Here is a 20,603-nt window from a genome sequence, read left to right as displayed (position 1 = left end):
TATTTTATAAAAGCTCAAACTGCATTTTACGAAAAATTATCAGTCGTTGATCCAGCTCTTTAATAATTTTATTTGCTGTTCTGAAGCCTCAGGAATTTGCTCAAGAATGGTTTTTTGTATAGTGGGCTTGATGACCTCGGTCTGTAAAGTCATTTTTTCTGTTCCTCGTTTAATTTCAAAAATAACAGTGTCGCCCAATTTCCATTGATTAGAATCTCCAAAAAGATCATAAATGTTCTTTACTTGATATTTTTTACCATTGATACTCAGAAGTACGTCACCACCTTGTATACCCAAGTTTTTCAAGAAATTGTTATACTTAGTGTTAGATTCAAAAATAATCTCATTACTGTCTTCAGAGGCTTTTACTAGTGGTTGTTGACCATCTATGAAATAGGAAGAATTCACTGTCTTTTCGCCAAATTGAATGCCCACTTTGTTCAAATAGTAATTATAATCGATCGGTGTGTTATTAACGACATGATTTTCTAAGAAATCGCCTACTTCAGGATAAGAAAACTCGCGAATTGTCGGGATCAGTTCATCATCGTCAAAAGGATTTTGACTACCATATTCCTGAGATAGGTTGTGAATAAGGTCTACAATTCCGTATAGTCCATCGCTCTTTTCTCGCATCAAAATATCTATACACATAGAAATCAAAGCTCCTTTTTCATACACATTGCGATAATTCTGTCGGTAAGGCTCCTTTAAGATGTTTTTACTCATTTCAGTAAAAGACCAGGAATCATCAAACTGTTTTGAAATTTCAATTTTTTCCAACAGTATTTCCATAAATTCTTCTTGCCCGATAAGTCCTTGTGTAATTTGAAAGATGATTGAAAAATACTCGGTAGTTCCTTCATACAACCATAAATGTTTTGACATTTTTGGCTGATTATAATCGAAGAAATGGATTTCTTTGGATTGGATACTTAAAGGAGTTACGATATGAAAGAACTCGTGAGAAACAACATTAATTAGGGATTCAGTTAGTTTTGCCCTTGTGAGCGACTCTGGCAAGACCACTACGGTAGAGGTGTCGTGTTCCAGAGCCCCAAAACCAGAAGCATCGTTTGGTTTGGTAGTCGATAAGTATAATAAGATACTATACTTTTTTGTGGTATTAATATTCCCCAGGAAATTGCTTTGAGCTCTAATCATACGCTCCATTTGCTCTGTAAAACGCGATGCTTTGTGAATTTTATTAGGGGAGTAGATGCTTAATAATATTTCAATTCCATTTGCTGTAAAGGTAACCCGATCGGGAACAGAATACATAATAGGAGTATCTGCTACATCGGCATATCTATTAAAAATAAAGTAGTCAACGTTGAAATTGATATTTTCTGAAGAATCTCCTGGTTCGACTTCTTTAGCAGAGGTTGAAGCTTCTAGATGAACAGGATGTTTTATAAACAGGCGATACTCGGTTTCTTTCATCTCAGAAAAATACCCAACAAAAGCATACAAGTTGAGAATGAAATTTTTGTCCTGGTCGATATTCGTACCAGTGGGAGAGAATATCTCGTGTGTATTTTCTATATCAAAGGTATCGTTGACTAGATACGTGATTTTTGCTAGTTGCCGAACGTTATTGATTTTCCATTGGTTATGCCCAACTTTTTGAACAGACAATGATTTTCCCTCTTTATCAAAAGCTTCAAAACTTTCGATATACTTGCCATAATTGTTGTTTTGATAGGTGCCGGGAACGATCTTGGGTAAGAAATAACTTATGGTATCGGCATCTATACTTTCGGTTCTGATTTCTACTTTTACCTTATCATCGATAATCTCATAAAGATCAATAGAAGCGTTGATGGGCGAATAATGTTTGATTGCAGTAGAAGAAGATTCGGCCGATTTACACCCAGGTAAAACAATAACGCATAGTATTGTTAATACAAGGATAGGTATAAATCTATAGTTCTTCTTCACAATTATAAAATGTTATTCTTAATATAAGTGGCTACACCATCTTCTTTTCCTGCCAGAGTTACTGTATCTGCAATTTGTAGCACTTCTTTTTTGGCATTGGCAACGGCTACACCTGTACCTACTGCCTTTAGCATTTCCATATCATTATAATTATCACCAAAGGCTACTACATCAGAAATCGGAATATCAAAATGTGTATCTAATAACATTTCAATGGCAGTCAATTTAGAAATGCTCTTGTGGGCTATTTCTATATAGGTTGGCTTGGATCTATAGAGATGTAAATGGTTACCAAAGGTACTATTTAAATAGTTGAAAACCTTATCAATCATTGGTTCTTCTCCCATGCACATAATTTTATGAGCTCCTTTGTTTCCATCCCTCCACGTATCAATAACTCTCGAAGTAGATTTCACTTGGGGTACTACTTTGGTATTACTGGCCTCTCTGTTTGCCCAAAAATCCATTTCAGGAACATACCATTCATCTTCATAATAGAGGCTAAGATGCACTTTGGTGCTAGCGTTGAAAGTATTTAGTTTTTCGATAATATCTACAGGTATTACTGTAGAGTGTATAGGCTGTTGATCCACCAAAATTAATCCTCCGTTATAGCAGATTAACGGTTGATCGATAATACCAAGCTCATTTTGCAAATGGGTCATCGCACTAGGCATCCTAGAGGAAATTAAAATTACCGGGATTTGATTCTTTATTCTTTGAACTTCGGAAATGGTGAACGATGAAAGCTCTCTTTCTGGATTTAATAAAGTTCCATCAATGTCAGAAAATACAATGCGATTTGGCATTAGCAGTGGTTGAGATTTGGGTTGATCCAAATTAAGATAATAATTATTCTTTTACAAATTTAGTGATACTGTTTAGAACTTCGGGCATAATTTTTCTCCAGGCTTCGTTATAAGATTTATAACTTTCGAGACGATCCCCCTTTATTTCTTTTAAGATATGATTCATATTCGAAATAATAGCGTAGGTGGCTTGGGGAGAAGCTTCTTTAAGTTTTTCAGATTGGGAAAGCTCAACTTGTATGTCTTTATCGCCATGAACGATCAGAACAGGAATATCCAAAGCTGCTATTTCTTGTTTAGGGTCATATTTCATCCAGGATTTGATAAAGGGTTGTAAATCATATCTGAAAATAGACTCTAATGCTGGATCATATCCAACAGCTCTTCCGTTTTCCAGCAATTGTCGAAATGCGACTGCAGCATTTTTCTCTAATCCTGGAGCTTGTTTGGCTATTTGCTCCACAATCACTTCGTCCAGAGGATCCGCATTTCCAGCAATAGAAATAAAACCATCAGCTCTTTCTTTTGCAGCGATCATCCCAATTAATGAGCCCTGACCATGCCCAACTACCATTACCTTGGTATAGGCATCATTTCTTTTGAAGTAATCAATTATTGACTTTGCATCCTCGACAAAATGATCAAAAGATATTTCATGCTCCTTGATACCCAGACTTTCCATTTTAAAAAGCCTCTTGTCGTATCTGAATGTTGCAATTCCTGCCTTGGCTAAATCGTAGGCTAGTTTTTTGAAGGTATCATTCTTTGACATTCGGTCGTTACCATCTCGATTGATTGGTCCCGCATCCATAATGAAGATGAGAAGAGGGGAATTTTTATCGGAATATGGCGTAACTAAAGAACCTTCGACATACCTGTTAACTTTTACTATGGCTGAATTATACTCTTTTTCCTGAGCAGAACAAATACATATGAATAATGAAAAAATAAGTATAAACTTTGACTTCATATCTGGGGTAGTATCTTTAGAGTTATATAGCAAACGTTAAATACTTCATCATATTTTGATGTACAAAATTAAACAACCTACAATGCACGGTTTAACTCTAGTCATATTTTAACGAATCACTAACATAGCCTTTTTTTATCTTTGCCGCAAAATATTGAAACATGAATCTGAAAAATAAGCTTCTACTTATCATATTATGTATTTCTTCAATTACAATTACCGCAAAAGACGATTGGGGTAAAACCGGTCATAGGGCGACTGGAGAAATAGCAAGCAATTACCTTACCAAAAAAGCAAAACGTAATATTGCAAAGATATTAAAAGGCCAAAGCCTTGCTATGGTGTCTACTTTTGCCGATGATATTAAAAGTGAAGCCAAGTACAAAGGATACAGCCCCTGGCATTATGTGAATTTCCCTTTTGATAAAAAATATGGAGAAGAAACGCCAAGTGAATATGGAGACCTGGTACAAGGAATACAAAAATGTATAGAAGTGTTAAAAAATGATTCTTCATCGATAGAGGATAAGGAATTCTATTTAAAAATGCTGGTACATTTTGTAGGAGATTTACACCAACCCTTGCATGTGGGTAGAGGAGAGGATAAAGGGGGTAATGATATCCAGGTAAGGTGGTTCAAAGATGGATCAAATTTGCATCGGGTTTGGGACAGCAATATGATCAATCATTTTGGGATGAGTTATACTGAATTGTCTAAGAACGCTACCTTATTTTCTGATCAGCAAATTGAGGAAATCAAAAAAGGCACTGTCTTGGATTGGATTCAGGAATCTCAGGATTTAGCCAAAAAAGTGTATGCTTCTGCTAATGTGGGTGAAAAACTCGGATACAGATATATGTACGATTATTTTCCTACCCTGCATGCCCAATTGCAGAAGGGAGGAATCCGACTTGCAGTAGTACTCAATGAAATTTTTGGATAATTCGAGATCAGCTTAACGCCAATTCTTTACGATACTGTTTGGGAGACATTGCAAAATGCTTTTTAAAAGTTTTTGTTAAGTGACTCTCATCGGTATATCCTAATTGGTAGGCAATCTCTGCAATAGTAAACTCGGTATGTTGTAATCGGTATTCCACCAATTTCATTTTATACTTGGTGACATATTGATGGATAGATTCTCCTGTTTTTCTTTTGAAATATGTACTAATTGAACTCTGAGACATATTGAACTTATTTGCCAAAAAATTGATTTTAGTAAGATCATTATCATATACGTGTTGTCGGATATGACTTAGTATTTGATCTATTTTCGAATGATTAACAGTGATCTCTCTTTTGTTTGAATTGTACTTTTCTGAAATATTACGGACAATGATACTTAATATGGTACTGATTGCGTTGGAGATGATTTCCTGATAGTAAATCTTTTCATTTTTGAATTCTTCCAACACCAAATTATGAATGTCCCAAACGATACTTCGATCTTCTTCATGGCAGATCACATCCCCAGGAATAATATTTGGATGGTGTAACAATTGTTCTATACGTTGTAACCAATACTTTCTGTCGGGAAGATTAACCTTACTGGAAAATAAAAGCTCAGTGAACTTAAAATAAGTGAACTTGGTATGACTTTCGATTTCAAAGTGATGTGTGTCTTCTGGAGCCAATAGGAAAATGTCATTTTCTCTATATGGAAACCTGACATCATTAATGGTATGATATCCATTTCCTTGTTCAACAAAAATTATTTCGAAATAATTATGATTGTGAGGTTCCGCTTCCCATTCATCGATAGAATATTGGTGTACCACAAAGGTTTCATGCAATGTATAGCGGTTCATAAACAACTTTTTATATCTAAAGTTACAAAATAAAATCAATATTTTAACATTTATTTTTTACAAGTAAATTTCAACGAAACCGTTTGATTTTATTGATTAAGAGGTAGTTAGGTGATTTTTGTACAAGTTATTAAACAAAAAGTACAAGAGATTATGAACCCCTTTCTAGTAATTTTGTCCTCCGTTTTTTAAACACCTTCACATGAAACTCAAAATTTATTTGTATCACTTTACCAGAATCGCTTTCGGTGCTTTTTTGGTCGTATATAGCACTTATAATGTTATCAAGTATTCGGGGTATCTAGATCGACTGGATGGCTACTTCGTTTCAGTTTCTTTGTTTGATAATATGGTGTTGGAAGCGTTGGCCCCTCTGGTTCCTTTTGAAGAGTTTGTAATTGGCTTCTTCTTGGTATTAGGAATGTTTACCAAACATGTATTAAAAATATCGGTGATATTGTTTGCTTTTTTTACCCTATTTCTTTGGGATGCAGGTAGAGAAAGTTGTGCGTTTATCCATTTGCTATGCTGTTTGGTGTCGTTGGTGTTGTTGAAGAAAGATAATTATGACATAAGATCAAAAGATTACAGAGAAGATTTTTATAGGTTAACATAGTAAAAGACAATCCCTACAGATAGGATTTTTTTCATAAATTGATTTTTGTTTGATTCAAAACCCCTGCCGCCCCCTGGTAGGGGTTTTACTTTATCACTCTGAAGGTCAGGTTGATCCGAGAAGAAATCTTTTTTTTCGTTTTAGGAATTTGATGCAGCCAATTTTCTTGAGTTGCCCCTTGCATAACTAATAAACTACCGTGTTGCAATTTTACTTTTAGTTTTAGATTTTTGTCATATCTGTGTTTGAAGTGAAACCAACGCTCTTCTCCAAAAGTGACAGATGCAATTACTGGATGTTGTCCTAGCTCTTTTTCATTATCTGCATGCCAACCATTACTATCGCTCCCATCTCGATATAGATTCAATAGACAGGTAGTAAATTGAATATCGCAAGTGTTTTCGATGCTATTTTTTATTGATAACAATTCTGGAGTAAAAGCTTTTGGATGCATGGTGATATTTGAATATCGATACGGCTTTGTATTATTGGCATAAAGAGCGGTGAGCCTTGGTTGCATATAGGTTTTTCCAAAAATAGTAATGGGATCTTGTTGCCAGGCTATGGTCTTGATAAGTTGGTCGTAAAGATGAGTAGATTCCTCATCGGTGAAAAAAGCAGGATAGTACCACACATCTGCATCTTTCATATCTAATTGTATTGGATCCGAGTTATTAGGAAAGAGTAATGGTTCCATTTTTATACATATTGATACACCCAGTAGATAAGGGCAAATTGTAAAAGCAATCTAAGAATCAATACCCATTTCGGAAGATTAAGTCCTGCTTTTTTATTGATCAACATATGGACATGCACCGGAAAAAACAGAACCAGCATGATGATGATTAACAACAAGGAAAATATTCGGGTACTCTCAAAAATTAACCCTACACCTGCCAGAACTTCAAAAACTCCACTGAGGTACACCCAAAATTTATGATATGGTATGTAAAGTGGCATTATTCTCATAAAAGCTTTGGGTCTGATAAAATGAAAAATTCCTGCTATTATAAATATGAAAGAAAGTACGTATAAATGCCAACTCATTATTTAAAATTAAGTGTTAATAAGATTAAGGGTAAAAGATACCACAAAATTTATTTAGTTAAAGATAAGGATATGCATGAATAAAAAAATCCCTTTGCGTAACAATAGCAAAGGGATTAGATCGTATCTCGAGTTGTAGAAATTACAAAGAAATTTCTTTTGAATTATCAGGAGTTTCAAAAATGGCACCTTCATCTTCAAGGAAAGTAATATCTGTAATGGTAGCCTCACCAAGCTTTTGAGTCATCCCCTTATCTTCCTGCCATCCATAAAATTCCCAGTAGGTGGCAAAAGGTATTCCTTCTACCATTTCGAAGTTTTTATATTGTATGGCATGTGGATCTTCTTCAGCCTTACTGATATCATCTCCACTTCCAAAAGTAACGATATACGCTGCAGCTTTTAACGTATTCTTTTCAGTATCTGTATAGATAACATACCAGTCTTTAGGAGCATCTCCCGTTCCTGGTTTAAAAGTAAGTTTGGCAGTATGATGATCAACTCCGTCCAAAGGCAGATCGTTTTTTAAGTCCCATTGCGTACCGGGATCATTTAATTTATAAGGTAAACCAAAGAAATAGGTCCAAGTAAACATATCAAACCGCGCTCCTCCGGCAGTAGCATCTTCAGGACATAAAAATACTTTTTCACCATTATAAATAAGCTTCGTCTCATCTTTTTTGTCAATTCTGATTTTTGTAGAATTGGTAAGCATAGTGATTTTTCCATCCAGATGCTCCTTACCACCAAAGATGATGTTGATATTAAAACTGATGGCTTTATGCTTTAGGAAATCACTTTTTTTATGTGCTTTTTCAATGCTGCCGATAAAACTATCGGTAATAGAAACTGCTCCATCCCCAATACCTTCATTGGGTTCAACCGGTATAGCTTCTTTTTGAGTTTCTGAAGATTGATCGGTGTTGGTTTCTTCTTTTTTGGTTTGATTACAACTTATAAGAATAAGCGCAACCGCCAACATATATAATTTTTTCATAGATAGTTAATTTGTGTTACTCGAGTAAAAGTACTAAAACCAAAAAATGAATAGTAATATTTGGGAAAAATGTAACACTCCATAATATTCTAAGTATATATGATAGAGGTGCCGGTGCGATAAGGATTATGTTACTTTGATTGTTTCCAAATTTGCAAGTTTTATGTTAAAACATAAATAGAATGTAACAAAATCCAAACGATGATTACTTATGATATTAGAAACACACTTTTTCTTTATAAATCAATCAATATGAGAACAAAATCATCTACAGTTTGGAGCACATTTATAGTGCTTTTATGTTTGTCTTTTGTGCCTATACAAGCACAGGAAGTCACAGGTACCTGGAAAGGTAAATTATCTGTGCAAGGAGCCGAAATACCTTTGGCATTTCACATCGAAAAAAAGGATGGAGCTTTGGCGGCTACCATGGATAGTCCTTCTCAAGGAGCTACGGGACTTCCAATGGACAAAGTACTACTAGAAAATGAACAATTAACATTAGTATTCAAGAAAGCTGGCATCAAGTATGTAGCAGCAGTAGCACCACAAAAATTAAAAGGAACTTTTTATCAAGGCGGAATGGAATTACCCTTAGAAATGGAAAAATCTGAAAAAACAATCCCCGGTAATCCAGAATTGGTTACCTCTGATGCAGAATTAATAAAGTTGGCAGACCTGGATAAAGGGGCCTATGGGTATTCTGTAGAAGATTATTTTGCAAAACCAAAGGCCAGAACGTTTCGTTTCTCCCCAAATGGGAAATACCTTTCGTATAGAGAAAAGGATGAGAACAAAAAGAATCATGTATATGTAAAAGAAATTGCCTCGGGCAAAGTAACTCGCGTAATCGAAGAGAAAGAAGAATTGATCCGAGGGTATGGCTGGGCCAACAACGGCCGTCTGGTATATGTAATGGATAAAGGCGGGAATGAAGATTATCATTTGTTTGCTGCTAATATCGACGGATCTGATCAAAAAGAGTTGACCCCTTATGAAGGAGTACAGGTAAATATTTTGGAAGGGTTAAGAGAAGATGAAGATCATATGATCATTTCGATGAACAAAAACAACAAGCAGATTTTTGAACCTTACAAGATCAATATTGTAACAGGAGAAATCAAACAGTTGTTTAAAAATGAAGATGCCGCTAATCCTATCGCTGGATACAATTTTGATAAGGATGGAAATTTAAAAGGATATGCTAAGATTCGTGACGGAGTGAATTTTGATTTCTACTACGCAAAAAATGAAGGCAGCTACGAAATCATCAAGCAATTAAACTGGAAAGATACGTTTTCGATCTTAAACTTTGATTATTCAACAGACAATCCGCATGATGCATATATCGTATCTAATTTGGATTCTGATAAGTCCGAAATTTATCTATATGACTTAAAAGAGGATAAGGTAATTAAAAAGCTATTCTCTAATGACAAGTATGACGTGTCTAACCTTTCAGTTTCCAGAAAAAGAGGATACGAATTAGACTATTTCTCTTATCAAGGTGAGAAAAGAGTAGTAGTTCCGGTTAGTGATTACTACAAGAAACTACATGCAAAAATTACGGCAAAGTTTCCAGATCACCAATATTCTATCGCTGATAAAACCGACGAAGAGGATAAGTATCTAATCTTCTTACAAAGTGATAAGTTATACGGAGTATATTATTCTTATGACACCAAAACCGAAGAGTTCAAGTTGTTGTATAATTTGATGCCACAACTTAAAGAAAATGATATGGCAGAGATGAGACCGATTACTTTTACTAGTAGAGACGGGCTTACCATCCATGGGTATATCACTTTGCCAAAAGAAGCCTTACAAGGTAAGAAAGTGCCTTTGGTAGTAAATCCACATGGAGGACCACAAGGAATCCGCGATTCTTGGGGATTTAATCCAGAAGCTCAATTATTTGCAAGTAGAGGATATGCAACACTTCAGGTGAACTTTAGAATCTCTGGAGGATACGGAAGAAAGTTTTTAGAGTCCGGATTTAAGCAAATCGGTAGAAAAGCGATGGATGATGTTGAAGATGGGTTAAAATATGTAATCGAGCAAGGATGGGTAGATAAGGATAGAGTAGCGATTTATGGTGGAAGCCACGGAGGATATGCTGTGCTAAGAGGATTGACCAAAACTCCTGATTTATATACTTGCGGTGTTGACTACGTAGGGGTTTCAAACTTATTTACCTTTATGAAAACGATTCCTCCTTACTGGAAGCCTTATTTAAAGATTATCAAAGAAATTTGGTATGACGAAGATGTTGCTGAAGAAAAAGCAATTATGGAAGAAGTATCTCCTGTATATCAAATTGGGAAAATCAAGAAGCCATTGTTTGTAGTACAAGGGGCCAATGATCCAAGAGTAAATATCGATGAATCAGATCAGATCGTAAAGGCATTACGTGACAAAGGGTATGATGTACCTTATATGGTTAGATATGATGAAGGACATGGTTTCGGAAAAGAAGAAAACTCTATTGCGATGTATAAAGCAATGATGGGATTCTATGCAAAACATTTGAAAAAAGAACAAACAAAACCTGTAAAGGGATAAATTTAGTCTTAATTTTGAGTGAAAAGCCTCCTGTAACTTGGGTCAGGGGGCTTTTTTTATGCGCTTTCCTCAAATTCTGGGCAGTCCAGACGAATATCCTTATTAGATAGGGTAGTTTTGATCAGATTGCAATAGTGATCTTCTTTATTTTTTTGATAAAACTTGCAACCAAAACAAGTACGTTGAACAGATAAAATACTCGTTCTATTTAGTTTATAGATCAATGTATTTATGGTAGACAATAGAGATTCTTGTTTTTCTTGATCAAATTGAGCCACCTGAGTTCGAATAGGATTTGCAAAATGTTCTGTGGCCGAAACAGTTTTTTTTCCCTCTCCAGTCAATACTATGAAATAACTTCTGCTATCAACCAAGGTTTTATGTTTACTAATCATCCCTTTTTTTTCGAGAGCTTTTACCGCATCACTTATCGTAGGTTTGGTTAAGTTAAACTCTTTAGCCAAATGACTAACTGTACATAAATGCTCCTTGTGATACGCAACAAAAATCAAAATTTGTATTTGAATGGGGCTTAGGCCAATGGTCTTGGCATACTCCCAAAGTAAAGCTCTAAATGCTTCCGAAATACGTTCTAAACCCACAACAATTTTGGAAACCGTATCGGTATTCTGAAAAGTAATATCAAAAATGCTTTTATCCATATGTTTACAACTTTACCAACAAGAAATACTAATTTCTTATTGGCAAAGTTAGTGATCCTAATTATTTTGGAGATTATTAATTACAGTTTTTCATTTCAAGAATATAATATCCTTTCGTTACGATCTGTGCTATCATTTCTTCGGAAGCTACAGCAATATGACAAAACCTACATTCTTTTGAGGTTAAGCTACCAGTTTCAAAAGATTTTGTTTTTAAGTAGGTTCGACCAAACTCAAATATTCTTTCTTCATCTGTTAAAGTATCCGATACTAAAATATCAAAGTGCATAACAGCTCCATCGTTTCTTTGTACATAGGTGTCCCAAACAGCTATTTCCATAGTTATCTTATTTTAATGTTACTTGATAGGGAAGGGAAAGGTCTTTGCTTAGCACGCTGTATACTTCATATACCCCAAGCATAGGTTTATCTTTGTTTTCAGTATTTACCTGCATATAGGCAGCTACCGCATCAAACTTAAAATCGGTTTTATGATTCATTCTATAATCAGGAATGACCACTTTGATCTTATTTCCTTTTGTGATCACTTGAAAACCTGGCGAATCCATATACATAGGCATACCGGGATTTGTAGGTGGTAGTTTTACAGATTTGTCATTTTTGTCAAATTGCTTTACGGCTAAGCCTCCTTCTACCCGTTTGTCCTGATGTAGCACCACCCAATGAGGATGCCATACAATCCCATCATTGTCATATATATTATCTGTGTTTTCATCCCACAGCGGAGTATCGTCAAAATCTGGATGAGAGGTTAGAGCCAACGCTACAATACCATCGGTTGCACTAAAACCTACATCGGTGGGTTGTAAGGTGGTAGGGAATACATATCCCAACACAGGGGCATCATGCAACTGTCCGGCTGGAGTGGGCGTGGTTTTACCTGCATTTCCTGATACCGTAATTTCCCAAATAGTGCTGGAAATTTCTTCGCTATGAATAACAGAAGCTGCTGTTATTTTGAGATCGTCATTATTGTACTTTTTACAATCATCGCATGCATATAATACATTCGATAGGATTAAAAGTATACTTAAAGATAGTAGTTTCATTACTTTGATATTTAAAGGTTACATATATAGTTAGGATTCTTTTTATAAGGAATCCTAACTATAAGCATGAAAAAAAATTAAGCCTTTACGTCGGCTATAGCAGCTCCAAAGTTGATGTGCAATACATTTCCGTTTGGAGTTAATAGTGCAGGTACAGATTGTACTCCTGCTTTTTCGGCAGTTTCTATTTGTGACTGGTCCTCTCCCAAATGAACAATTTCTACGTTTTCGTTACCAATAAGGTGTACAAGATCTTGTTCTGCGCTAATACATACTGGGCAGCCAGCATGATAAAAAATTGATTTACTCATAATTTTATTTTTTTCGTTTATTAATTCGATACAAATATAGTAAGGAATCCTAACTAAAAAAATATTTTTACTTTTTTTAACATGATTCATCAATAGAGTAGATGAAGATTATCGAATTCTGTTGAGGTTGTCGTCTACATCTTTATTTTTGAAGGATGACTTTTTCGTCTTACCAAAAGAGTACTGTAATGAGAATGAAAGCTCCTGCGCATTGACAAAGAAGGTGTCCTTGGCCTGGATTTGATTGGCAGTATATCGATCTTCAAAATTCATATTTCTGAAAATGTCATTAGCATTAATAGACAGTTGTAGTTTTTGATATATGGTAGTTGCAAAAGATGCCCCCACAACAATTAATGCATTTCTTTCAAAAATTCCTTGGTATCTTTTAGATAGCCCCCAGAAGTTAACACCCAAGGTGGTTTTGGGTTTGATTTTAAATTCGGTGTTAGAATAGTAATATAGATAGGGGCTGGTTTGTTGTTCTACGGCAAGTGGATCTTTTATTTTGGAGTAGTTTAGACTTATGATATTGGTTGAGGTAATCATTTTATAGCGCTGTGTATTTTGAAATTGGATGCTATACCCGGTTTCTTGCTCAAAGTTTTGTGGAGAGGAGACAATACTGCCTTCTTCTTCATTATAGACAGAACTAAAAAATATAGGGTACTCTGTATGGAAATAACGAAAACTAAGATTCGATTTTTTAGTGATAAAATTGGTAGATAGTTCTTGTGTGATTGTTGGGCGTAGGTTTACATTTCTGGTAAATTCTACCAAGGGATTTATAAATGTACTTATTGAGCTGGCATTGAGGTAACCCGGTCTATTGATCGTTTTGTTGTAAGCAAAATTTAATGATTTTGTACTATCTATAGGGATATTAACTCTAGCTTTTGGGAATAACTGAGTTTGTGTTCTATCTACCAACAGATCTTCCTCGTTTCTAAAACCTCCTTTTACCACATTAGTTTCTACTCTCAATCCTGCGTTATAGCCAATCTTGTTTACTTTACCTGATAATTGTGCATAGGAAGCATAAGTATCTTCATTGTAATCATAAACAGTCACCAGACGTTGATCAGTGTCGACAAATTCGAAATCAGAAAAGGCTTTGGCTTTACTTAAAGATACAGAACCACCAACTTCAACTTTAATTTGTTTATTGATTTCATTTTCAAAGTCAATTCTTGATGCAAGAACAGCAATATCATAGGTCTGATTCCTGTTTTGAGATAATTCAAAACCATTTTGATTCACATTATTAAAAATGCTGCTCTCTAGGTCTCTTGAATAATCAGAATACTGAACACCAAAAAACAAATTACGTTTTGCATCCAGTTTTTTATTGTAGTTGATATTCGAAGTCAAAAAACTTCGTGGGGCATTATTTAAGCTTTCGGATATGATGAAATCTTCTGTTTGATCGATTTGTAAAAATGTATTGGTAAGAATGGGAAATCGATCACGCTGTGTTCTGTAATTGATTCTTCCAGAGAAGTAATCACTTTTATTCAATTCATAGAAAAAACCACCGCCAAAAATAAACTGAGGTCTGGGGCCAATTGCTTTGGCATTATAATCGGATATGATATTTTGTTCGGGGACTTCTAATCTGGATCCGGAGTTTTCCCAAAAACCAATTTGGTTGTAGTTGATGTTGGCTTGTAGCTCTAGCTTTTTTTGTTTAAAACTTGAACGTAGCTCCAAATAATTACTAAACCTCCTTTTAAAAGAAGCCGTTTCTGAAAGATCAATTTTGTAGCCTTCTTTTTTGTTTCGTTTTCTAGTGATCAAGATTACCGTTCTGCCTTCAGCCTCATATTTGACAGGAGGATTATCAATAATTTCTACCGATTTGATATCTCCAACAACTATAGATTTTAATTGATCAAAATCGATTCTCTGATTATCCATATACAATAATGGGGTACCTCTACCTATAATGGATAACGATTCCTGATTTGTACTTATTTGAATACCTGGTAGTTTTGAAAAAAGAGCGGTTGTAGAAGGTAGGGATTCCAGAATAGAATTTTCTACGTTCACACTTAGGTTCCCTTCTTTAAAACTAAACGTATTTTTTGTACTGTTTACGGTAACTTCATCAAGATCAACTAAAGCCTTTGATAATTGCAAGAAAATCTTTTTGTCTTCATTTAATAGAATCTCTATAGTTTTGGTGTCATATCCCAAACAGGAAATTGATAACAAGTAACGACCTTCGACAATGGGGTTAAAAATAAACATACCGTTATCCACAAAAGTAAAAGTGATGATCTCCTGAGTAGTGTTGTCTTTTAATATCACATCTCCTGCAATTACGGGGGTGCCATTTTGATCTGAAATTGTTCCGGATAGGGTGTAGGTTTCTTGAGCATAAAAGGATACCCAAAGCAATAGTGAAAATAGGGTGAAGATTGTTTTTTGCATGTTTTTGTTTTCTGAAAACAAATAACACTAGAAAACAATGCTTCCTTCAATTTTTAAGAGCGGATTATGGTACTAGTACCGGTATGATTTTATCTTTTGGATAACAATTCCTGGCGATTAGCAATATTTAATTTGCTGTAAATGTTGGAGATATGTGTTTTTACAGTGCTTATGCTTACAAATAGTTCGTTGGCAATTTCTTTATTGCTTTTTCCAGATTGGATGAGGTCTTTTACAATTTGTTCTTGTTTGCTTAACGGGATTTGGCGAACATTTCGTTTGTTCTTCATGTAGAAGATACCACCAATGAGTAATCCTATGATAAAAATTGCTACAGCATTAGCCCAAAGACTAACCTGATATTTTTGAGTAGTTAATTCTTTGGTGATTAAATGAAGTTTGTTTTCCAGATACAAATAGGTAGCAGGATCAAGTTCACTGGATTTTAATTCTTGTAAAAGATCTACGTAGTACTTGGGATTCTTTTTGATGTCTTTCTCCAATAAATTTTGATCATCCAAAGCTTTGATACCAATGAGCTTTACCAGAAGTATCTGTAAAGAATCTTTTACATATCCCTTGGTTTCTATTAAATACTGTTTGGTATCAAAATCAGAGGTCAAGTTTTCGAATCGTGCATTAAACTTTTTTAATTTTTGCCATTCCAAATCTGCTTTGCTCGTAGTGGTGTACTTGTCAAAATACTTGGTGGTTTTATGAAACGATACCGTATCCTTTTTTGAAGCAATAAACAACTTGTAGTTTTTTATTTTTTCGGAAAGCTTTTTTTTCTCTTTATCTGATAAAGGTTGAAGTTGTAGCTTATACAGTTGTGCATGATTTTCAAAATGCTCTTGGTCAAAGGCAAAGAAGCCTTCTTCGGTAATGCTTGCTGTGGCAATTGGTATAGCATGATAATCACTGTCTTGATCGTTAAGATCTATTTTGCTTAATGTGACTTTGTTTTCCCACTTTTCGGACTGATCAATGTTAAGGTACCCCGAAACAGGAGCTTGACCAAATGTATGGGTCTGGAATAACAATGTAAAAAGAAAAAAGTACTGAAAAGCTCTCATTTTTGCTCTTAATGTGATTGTTACGAATGTAGAATATTTAGGATTGATTTCAAAAGAGGAAGTACAAAAAAACCGCTTCATAGCAGTATGAAGCGGTATAATTTGATAAGTATATATACTCTTATTTTATCATTTCAAAGCTACGATTGATAAAGGCTGTCAATTCTTCACCTTTAAGCAGGTTTTGAGATAATCTTGCCAAATCCAAAGATTGCTTGATCAAACGTTCTTTTTTCTTATCAGTTTTGGTACTAGCAATTTGTCCAACCAACTCGTGGTTTGTATTTACAATCAGATTGTACATCTCTGGCATATTACCCATACCAAACATTCCTCCACCACCGGTTTGTTGCATCTCTTTCATACGACGCATAAACTCTGGTTGTGTAATCATAAACGGAGCGGCGTTGCTATCCATAGCTTCTAACTGTACCGTATATTTTTCTGCAGGAATTACCTTTTCAAGATCTGTTTTTAATACTTCTTTTTCTTCATCAGAAAGTTTAGAAATAGTTTCTTCATCCTTTTTGATAAGATTGTCTACATGATCTGAATCTACACGCACAAATGAGATGTTTTCCTTGCTAGTTTCTAATTTCTGAATTAAGTGAGAAACGATAGGAGAGTCTAGCAACAGTACTTCGTACCCTTTGTCTTTTGCAGCAGCAATATAAGCATGCTGCTCATCTTTATTAGAAGCATAAAGTACCACCAACTTATTGTCTTTGTCAGTTTGATTGTCTTTAATTTTTTCCTGTAGCTCTTCAAAAGTGAAATACGTTTCATCTACAGTAGGATAAAGCGCAAACTTATCTGCTTTTTCGAAGAATTTTTCTTCAGAAAGCATCCCGTATTCAATAACAATCTTAATATCATTCCATTTTTGCTCAAAATCCTCGCGATTGTTTTTAAACATCGAGTTTAACTTATCAGCTACTTTTCTGGTGATATAGCTTGATATCTTTTTTACATTTCCATCAGCTTGTAAATAGGATCTTGATACGTTCAAAGGAATGTCCGGAGAATCAATTACACCACGAAGCATAGTCAAAAATTCAGGAACGATACCTTCTACATTATCCGTTACAAAAACTTGATTTTGATATAATTGAATTCTGTCCTTTTGCATATTCATATCCTGCCCCAATTTTGGGAAGTATAAAATCCCGGTAAGGTTAAAAGGATAATCTACATTAAGGTGGATATTGAATAATGGCTCTTCAAACTGCATAGGGTACAGTTCTCTATAAAAACCTTTATAATCTTCATCTTGTAAATCCGCAGGTTGTTTTGTCCAGGCAGGATTAGGATTGTTAATGATATTGTCTACTTCTTGTGTAGGAGCCGGATCTTCCTCTTTTGCATCTTCTGGTTTTGGTAGTGTTTCAGTTTTAGTACCAAACTTAATCGGTACTGGCATAAACTTGTTATACTTTACCAATAACTCTCTAATTCTACTTTCTTCAAGAAATTCGGCATCTTCTTCACCAATATGCAGAACAATCTCGGTACCTCTTTCTGTTTTGTCATGAGCTTCAAGACTATAGGTAGGAGATCCATCACAAATCCAATGTGCTGCAGGTTCATCCTTATAAGATTTGGTAATGATTTCAACCTTGGTTGCTACCATAAAAGCAGAGTAAAAACCAAGACCAAAATGACCTATGATTCCAGCATCCTTGGCACTGTCTTTATATTTTTCAAGAAATTCTTCGGCGCCAGAAAAGGCTACTTCGTTGATGTATTTCTGTACCTCTTCGGCAGTCATACCGATACCCTGATCTATGATACGTAAAAGGTTATTCTCTTTATCGACTTTTACTTCTATAAGTGGATTTCCATATTCTACACTGGCTTCACCAATGCTGGTAAGATGCTTAAGTTTTAAAGTGGCGTCGGTTGCATTAGAAATTAATTCTCGTAAGAAAATTTCATGATCTGAATACAAGAATTTTTTAATCAGCGGAAAAATATTCTCAACCGATACATTAATATTTCCTGTTGTCATTGTTATATGATTTTAAATTTATTGTCCTTATTAGAATAACCTCGTTTCAAAAAAAATACCAATTCTGATTTGCTGACAAACTGACATTAATACATTTTTATGAATGCAGCATGTAATGTTTAAGGAGGTTTATAGACTAAACTATCCCAAGCAATAAAGTTTCATTTTTTATGAAACAACTTTAACAATTTTTTTGTTTAACTTTTGTAAGTAAAGATTAAACAATTAGTATCTTTACATAGTTAAAATAAAAATATGGCTACTTCAAAAAACAAAAAAATAGTTGATAATCAGTTCATTATTTCAAAGTATATGGAACATGCTTTAGAACATGATGGGTTTCCAAAATCGGTATACAAGTTTTGTAAAGAGATCAAAATTACCGAGGAAGAGTTCTATAAGTGCTTTGGAAGTTTAGAAAAGGTAAATTCCAGTATATGGGCTGCCTTTTTTACAACTACTGTAGACGCAATGCATAAAAATAAAGAATATGCCGAGTTTACGAGTAGGGAAAAGATGTTGACATTTTTTTATACGTTTTTTGAAATGCTGACACTCAATAGGAGTTATGTGCTGTTTGCTTTAAAAGAAGGCAATATGCCTTTGAAGAATGTAAGTCAACTCAAGGAGTTAAGACGCAATATCAGAGATTTTACAAAAGATCTTATCGAAACCGATAACGAGGAGAAACAATATAAAATTACCAAAAACCCAGTGCAAGTATTTTCAGAAGGCGCTTGGTTACAGTTTTTGTTTTTGTTGAATTTTTGGGCAAATGATGATTCTGCACAGTTTGAGAAGACCGATATCGCTATTGAGAAATCGGTGAATACCATATTTGATCTTTTCGATAATACGCCACTGAATAGCATCCTGGATTTCGGAAAATTTCTGTGGAAAGAAAAGGTTATGTCAAATTAATGTAAGGAATTAGAATTAGATCAGACTCTTGTTGTAGAATATATGAAAACAATAGATAAAATACCCACTACAAAACTAGGACGAACTACCGAATTGGTAAAAACGGGAGTTCGTGTGGGAGGCAATTATCTCAAATATTATAGTAAGAAAGCAGTAAACCCTAATACGACTAGGGAAGAGCTTAACGAAAATAATGCAGCTGATATATATGATGGTTTAAAGAACCTAAAAGGAAGCGCATTAAAAGTGGCTCAGATGCTGTCAATGGAGAAGAATTTATTACCAAATGCATATGTAGAGAAGTTTTCACTAGCGCAGTTTAGTGTTCCACCGTTGTCTGCACCTTTGGTAAGAAAGACATTTAAGAAATATCACGGGAAATACCCCGAAGAATTATATGATACGTTTGCAACTCAATCTGTTAATGCGGCCAGTATCGGACAGGTACATAAGGCAGTTAAAGATGGGAAAAAACTTGCTGTGAAAATTCAATATCCTGGAGTTGCAAACAGCATAAGTTCTGATTTGGCGATGGTTAAGCCCATCGCCATCAGAATGTTTAATTTAAAAGGAAAAGATTCTGAAAAATACTTCAAAGAAGTAGAAGGAAAGTTACTCGAAGAAACAGATTATGTGCTCGAAGTAAAACAAAGTCAGGAGATTACCAGTGCATGTGCACAAATCCCAAACTTGAAATTTCCGAAGTATTATGCAGACTTATCCAGTGAGCGAATTATTACAATGGATTGGATGGATGGTGTTCATTTAAGTGAATTCGCAAAACAAAATAAAAATAAAGAGATTGCCAATCAAATAGGGCAGGCACTGTGGGATTTTTATATGTATCAAATACATGTTTTGAAGGCAGTGCATGCGGATCCACATCCTGGAAATTTCCTGGTAGATTCAGAAAATAATCTGATTGCCATAGATTTTGGATGTGTCAAAAAGATCCCTATGGATTTTTATACGCCTTATTTTGAGTTGGCTGATCATAATAATATTAGTGATAAAGAATTTTTTACCCAAAAGATGTTTCAACTGGAAATTCTCCGAGAAGATGACACCCCCGAAGAAAAAAGATTCTTCTCGGAGCTGTTTCATGAAATGTTGAGCCTATTAACACGACCATTTAATAGAGATGTCTTTGATATGGCCGATGAAGACTTTTGGGGAAAAATTAATGAGTTAAGTGAAAAATACTCTAAGGATACTGAGCTAAGAAAAATGAATGGTAATAGAGGAAGCAAGCACTTCCTATATATCAACAGAACATTTTTCGGCTTATACAATTTGTTACACGATTTGAAAGCAACAATTCGAGTAAGAAATTTTGAAAAATACCTTTAGTCAGTCGTCCGATTGACTTGG

The 20,603-nt window shown here is 34.8% G+C and carries 19 protein-coding genes; 5 read left to right on the top strand and 14 right to left on the bottom strand.

Annotated features, from left to right (window positions below; all coding sequences use genetic code 11):
- Positions 1-39 precede the first annotated feature (39 nt).
- The 3 genes from BUE24_RS07135 to BUE24_RS07125 are packed head-to-tail and all read right to left on the bottom strand — an operon-like array spanning position 40 to position 3,720.
- A complete protein-coding gene (locus tag BUE24_RS07135) occupies positions 40-1,941 on the bottom strand; it encodes a M61 family metallopeptidase (RefSeq protein WP_084549433.1) in 1,902 nt (633 codons plus the stop codon).
- A gap of 2 nt (positions 1,942-1,943) precedes the next feature.
- A complete protein-coding gene (locus BUE24_RS07130; protein WP_073315279.1) occupies positions 1,944-2,750 on the bottom strand; it encodes a Cof-type HAD-IIB family hydrolase in 807 nt (268 codons plus the stop codon).
- A 43-nt stretch (positions 2,751-2,793) separates the two neighbouring features.
- Entirely contained in the window at positions 2,794-3,720 is a 927-nt protein-coding gene (locus BUE24_RS07125; protein ID WP_073315372.1) for an alpha/beta hydrolase, read from the bottom strand.
- Positions 3,721-3,881: 161 nt separating this feature from the next.
- Here BUE24_RS07125 and BUE24_RS07120 point away from each other — a divergent pair, with 161 nt between their 5' ends.
- Complete coding sequence (locus BUE24_RS07120; RefSeq protein WP_073315278.1) at positions 3,882-4,664, top strand: S1/P1 nuclease; 783 nt, start codon at positions 3,882-3,884, stop codon at positions 4,662-4,664.
- 7 nt (positions 4,665-4,671) lie between these two features.
- Here BUE24_RS07120 and BUE24_RS07115 read toward each other — a convergent pair whose 3' ends face one another.
- The gene (locus BUE24_RS07115) at positions 4,672-5,529 is read right to left on the bottom strand and encodes a helix-turn-helix domain-containing protein (RefSeq protein ID WP_073315277.1); all 858 of its coding nucleotides are present in this window, start codon (positions 5,527-5,529) and stop codon (positions 4,672-4,674) included.
- 202 nt (positions 5,530-5,731) lie between these two features.
- Here BUE24_RS07115 and BUE24_RS07110 point away from each other — a divergent pair, with 202 nt between their 5' ends.
- Complete coding sequence (locus tag BUE24_RS07110) at positions 5,732-6,145, top strand: hypothetical protein (RefSeq protein WP_073315276.1); 414 nt, start codon at positions 5,732-5,734, stop codon at positions 6,143-6,145.
- Positions 6,146-6,230: 85 nt separating this feature from the next.
- On the opposite strand, the gene BUE24_RS07105 is transcribed toward BUE24_RS07110, so the two are convergent.
- The 3 genes from BUE24_RS07105 to BUE24_RS07095 all read right to left on the bottom strand — a co-directional run bounded on the left by BUE24_RS07105 (position 6,231) and on the right by BUE24_RS07095 (position 8,189).
- The gene (locus BUE24_RS07105) at positions 6,231-6,842 is read right to left on the bottom strand and encodes an alpha-ketoglutarate-dependent dioxygenase AlkB family protein (RefSeq protein ID WP_073315275.1); all 612 of its coding nucleotides are present in this window, start codon (positions 6,840-6,842) and stop codon (positions 6,231-6,233) included.
- A gap of 2 nt (positions 6,843-6,844) precedes the next feature.
- Complete coding sequence (locus BUE24_RS07100; RefSeq protein WP_073315274.1) at positions 6,845-7,192, bottom strand: DoxX family protein; 348 nt, start codon at positions 7,190-7,192, stop codon at positions 6,845-6,847.
- Between the two features lie 142 nt (positions 7,193-7,334).
- Positions 7,335-8,189: a DUF6503 family protein gene (locus tag BUE24_RS07095; protein ID WP_073315273.1), complete on the bottom strand. Its 855-nt coding sequence runs from the start codon at positions 8,187-8,189 to the stop codon at positions 7,335-7,337.
- 252 nt (positions 8,190-8,441) lie between these two features.
- On the opposite strand from BUE24_RS07095, the gene BUE24_RS07090 reads away from it, so the two are divergent.
- Positions 8,442-10,751 carry a S9 family peptidase gene (locus tag BUE24_RS07090; RefSeq protein ID WP_073315371.1) on the top strand — a complete coding sequence of 770 codons (2,310 nt, stop codon included), beginning with the start codon at positions 8,442-8,444 and terminating at the stop codon, positions 10,749-10,751.
- 56 nt (positions 10,752-10,807) lie between these two features.
- On the opposite strand, the gene BUE24_RS07085 is transcribed toward BUE24_RS07090, so the two are convergent.
- From BUE24_RS07085 to htpG, 7 genes are all read right to left on the bottom strand, one after another.
- Entirely contained in the window at positions 10,808-11,413 is a 606-nt protein-coding gene (locus BUE24_RS07085) for a MarR family winged helix-turn-helix transcriptional regulator (protein WP_073315272.1), read from the bottom strand.
- Between the two features lie 76 nt (positions 11,414-11,489).
- Positions 11,490-11,753 (bottom strand): DUF2024 family protein, encoded by a 264-nt coding sequence (locus BUE24_RS07080; RefSeq protein ID WP_073315271.1) that lies wholly within the window; start codon positions 11,751-11,753, stop codon positions 11,490-11,492.
- A gap of 7 nt (positions 11,754-11,760) precedes the next feature.
- On the bottom strand, positions 11,761-12,483 hold the full coding sequence (locus BUE24_RS07075) for a hypothetical protein (protein WP_073315270.1): 723 nt from the start codon (positions 12,481-12,483) through the stop codon (positions 11,761-11,763).
- Positions 12,484-12,560: 77 nt separating this feature from the next.
- Positions 12,561-12,794, bottom strand: a complete 234-nt coding sequence (locus BUE24_RS07070) for a thioredoxin family protein (RefSeq protein ID WP_073315370.1) — start codon at positions 12,792-12,794, stop codon at positions 12,561-12,563.
- A 108-nt stretch (positions 12,795-12,902) separates the two neighbouring features.
- A complete protein-coding gene (locus tag BUE24_RS07065; protein ID WP_073315269.1) occupies positions 12,903-15,227 on the bottom strand; it encodes an outer membrane beta-barrel family protein in 2,325 nt (774 codons plus the stop codon).
- 89 nt (positions 15,228-15,316) lie between these two features.
- Complete coding sequence (locus tag BUE24_RS07060) at positions 15,317-16,384, bottom strand: helix-turn-helix domain-containing protein (protein ID WP_084549431.1); 1,068 nt, start codon at positions 16,382-16,384, stop codon at positions 15,317-15,319.
- 40 nt (positions 16,385-16,424) lie between these two features.
- On the bottom strand, positions 16,425-18,311 hold the full coding sequence (htpG, locus tag BUE24_RS07055; RefSeq protein WP_073315267.1) for a molecular chaperone HtpG: 1,887 nt from the start codon (positions 18,309-18,311) through the stop codon (positions 16,425-16,427).
- Between the two features lie 255 nt (positions 18,312-18,566).
- Here htpG and BUE24_RS07050 point away from each other — a divergent pair, with 255 nt between their 5' ends.
- Positions 18,567-19,232, top strand: coding sequence for a TetR family transcriptional regulator C-terminal domain-containing protein (locus tag BUE24_RS07050; RefSeq protein WP_073315266.1), 666 nt, complete (start codon positions 18,567-18,569; stop codon positions 19,230-19,232).
- 42 nt (positions 19,233-19,274) lie between these two features.
- The gene (locus tag BUE24_RS07045; RefSeq protein ID WP_073315265.1) at positions 19,275-20,582 is read left to right on the top strand and encodes an ABC1 kinase family protein; all 1,308 of its coding nucleotides are present in this window, start codon (positions 19,275-19,277) and stop codon (positions 20,580-20,582) included.
- The last annotated feature ends 21 nt before the right edge of the window (positions 20,583-20,603 follow it).

Origin of the sequence: Aquimarina spongiae, assembly GCF_900141785.1 — a bacterium.
GTDB lineage: Bacteria > Bacteroidota > Bacteroidia > Flavobacteriales > Flavobacteriaceae > Aquimarina > Aquimarina spongiae.
The sequence above is the reverse complement of the archived record's forward strand: the minus strand, read 5'-3'. Positions and strand labels throughout refer to the sequence as shown.

Bases quoted from the DNA above. Each gene is read 5' to 3' on its own strand.
- BUE24_RS07130 (WP_073315279.1), bottom strand. From the start codon at position 2,750: ATGCCAAATCGCATTGTATTTTCTGACATTGATGGAACTTTATTAAAT.
- BUE24_RS07125 (WP_073315372.1), bottom strand. From the start codon at position 3,720: ATGAAGTCAAAGTTTATACTTATTTTTTCATTATTCATATGTATTTGT.
- BUE24_RS07120 (WP_073315278.1), top strand. From the start codon at position 3,882: ATGAATCTGAAAAATAAGCTTCTACTTATCATATTATGTATTTCTTCA.
- BUE24_RS07115 (WP_073315277.1), bottom strand. From the start codon at position 5,529: ATGAACCGCTATACATTGCATGAAACCTTTGTGGTACACCAATATTCT.
- BUE24_RS07110 (WP_073315276.1), top strand. From the start codon at position 5,732: ATGAAACTCAAAATTTATTTGTATCACTTTACCAGAATCGCTTTCGGT.
- BUE24_RS07105 (WP_073315275.1), bottom strand. From the start codon at position 6,842: ATGGAACCATTACTCTTTCCTAATAACTCGGATCCAATACAATTAGAT.
- BUE24_RS07100 (WP_073315274.1), bottom strand. From the start codon at position 7,192: ATGAGTTGGCATTTATACGTACTTTCTTTCATATTTATAATAGCAGGA.
- BUE24_RS07095 (WP_073315273.1), bottom strand. From the start codon at position 8,189: ATGAAAAAATTATATATGTTGGCGGTTGCGCTTATTCTTATAAGTTGT.
- BUE24_RS07090 (WP_073315371.1), top strand. From the start codon at position 8,442: ATGAGAACAAAATCATCTACAGTTTGGAGCACATTTATAGTGCTTTTA.
- BUE24_RS07085 (WP_073315272.1), bottom strand. From the start codon at position 11,413: ATGGATAAAAGCATTTTTGATATTACTTTTCAGAATACCGATACGGTT.
- BUE24_RS07080 (WP_073315271.1), bottom strand. From the start codon at position 11,753: ATGGAAATAGCTGTTTGGGACACCTATGTACAAAGAAACGATGGAGCT.
- BUE24_RS07075 (WP_073315270.1), bottom strand. From the start codon at position 12,483: ATGAAACTACTATCTTTAAGTATACTTTTAATCCTATCGAATGTATTA.
- BUE24_RS07070 (WP_073315370.1), bottom strand. From the start codon at position 12,794: ATGAGTAAATCAATTTTTTATCATGCTGGCTGCCCAGTATGTATTAGC.
- BUE24_RS07065 (WP_073315269.1), bottom strand. From the start codon at position 15,227: ATGCAAAAAACAATCTTCACCCTATTTTCACTATTGCTTTGGGTATCC.
- BUE24_RS07060 (WP_084549431.1), bottom strand. From the start codon at position 16,384: ATGAAGCGGTTTTTTTGTACTTCCTCTTTTGAAATCAATCCTAAATAT.
- htpG (WP_073315267.1), bottom strand. From the start codon at position 18,311: ATGACAACAGGAAATATTAATGTATCGGTTGAGAATATTTTTCCGCTG.
- BUE24_RS07050 (WP_073315266.1), top strand. From the start codon at position 18,567: ATGGCTACTTCAAAAAACAAAAAAATAGTTGATAATCAGTTCATTATT.
- BUE24_RS07045 (WP_073315265.1), top strand. From the start codon at position 19,275: ATGAAAACAATAGATAAAATACCCACTACAAAACTAGGACGAACTACC.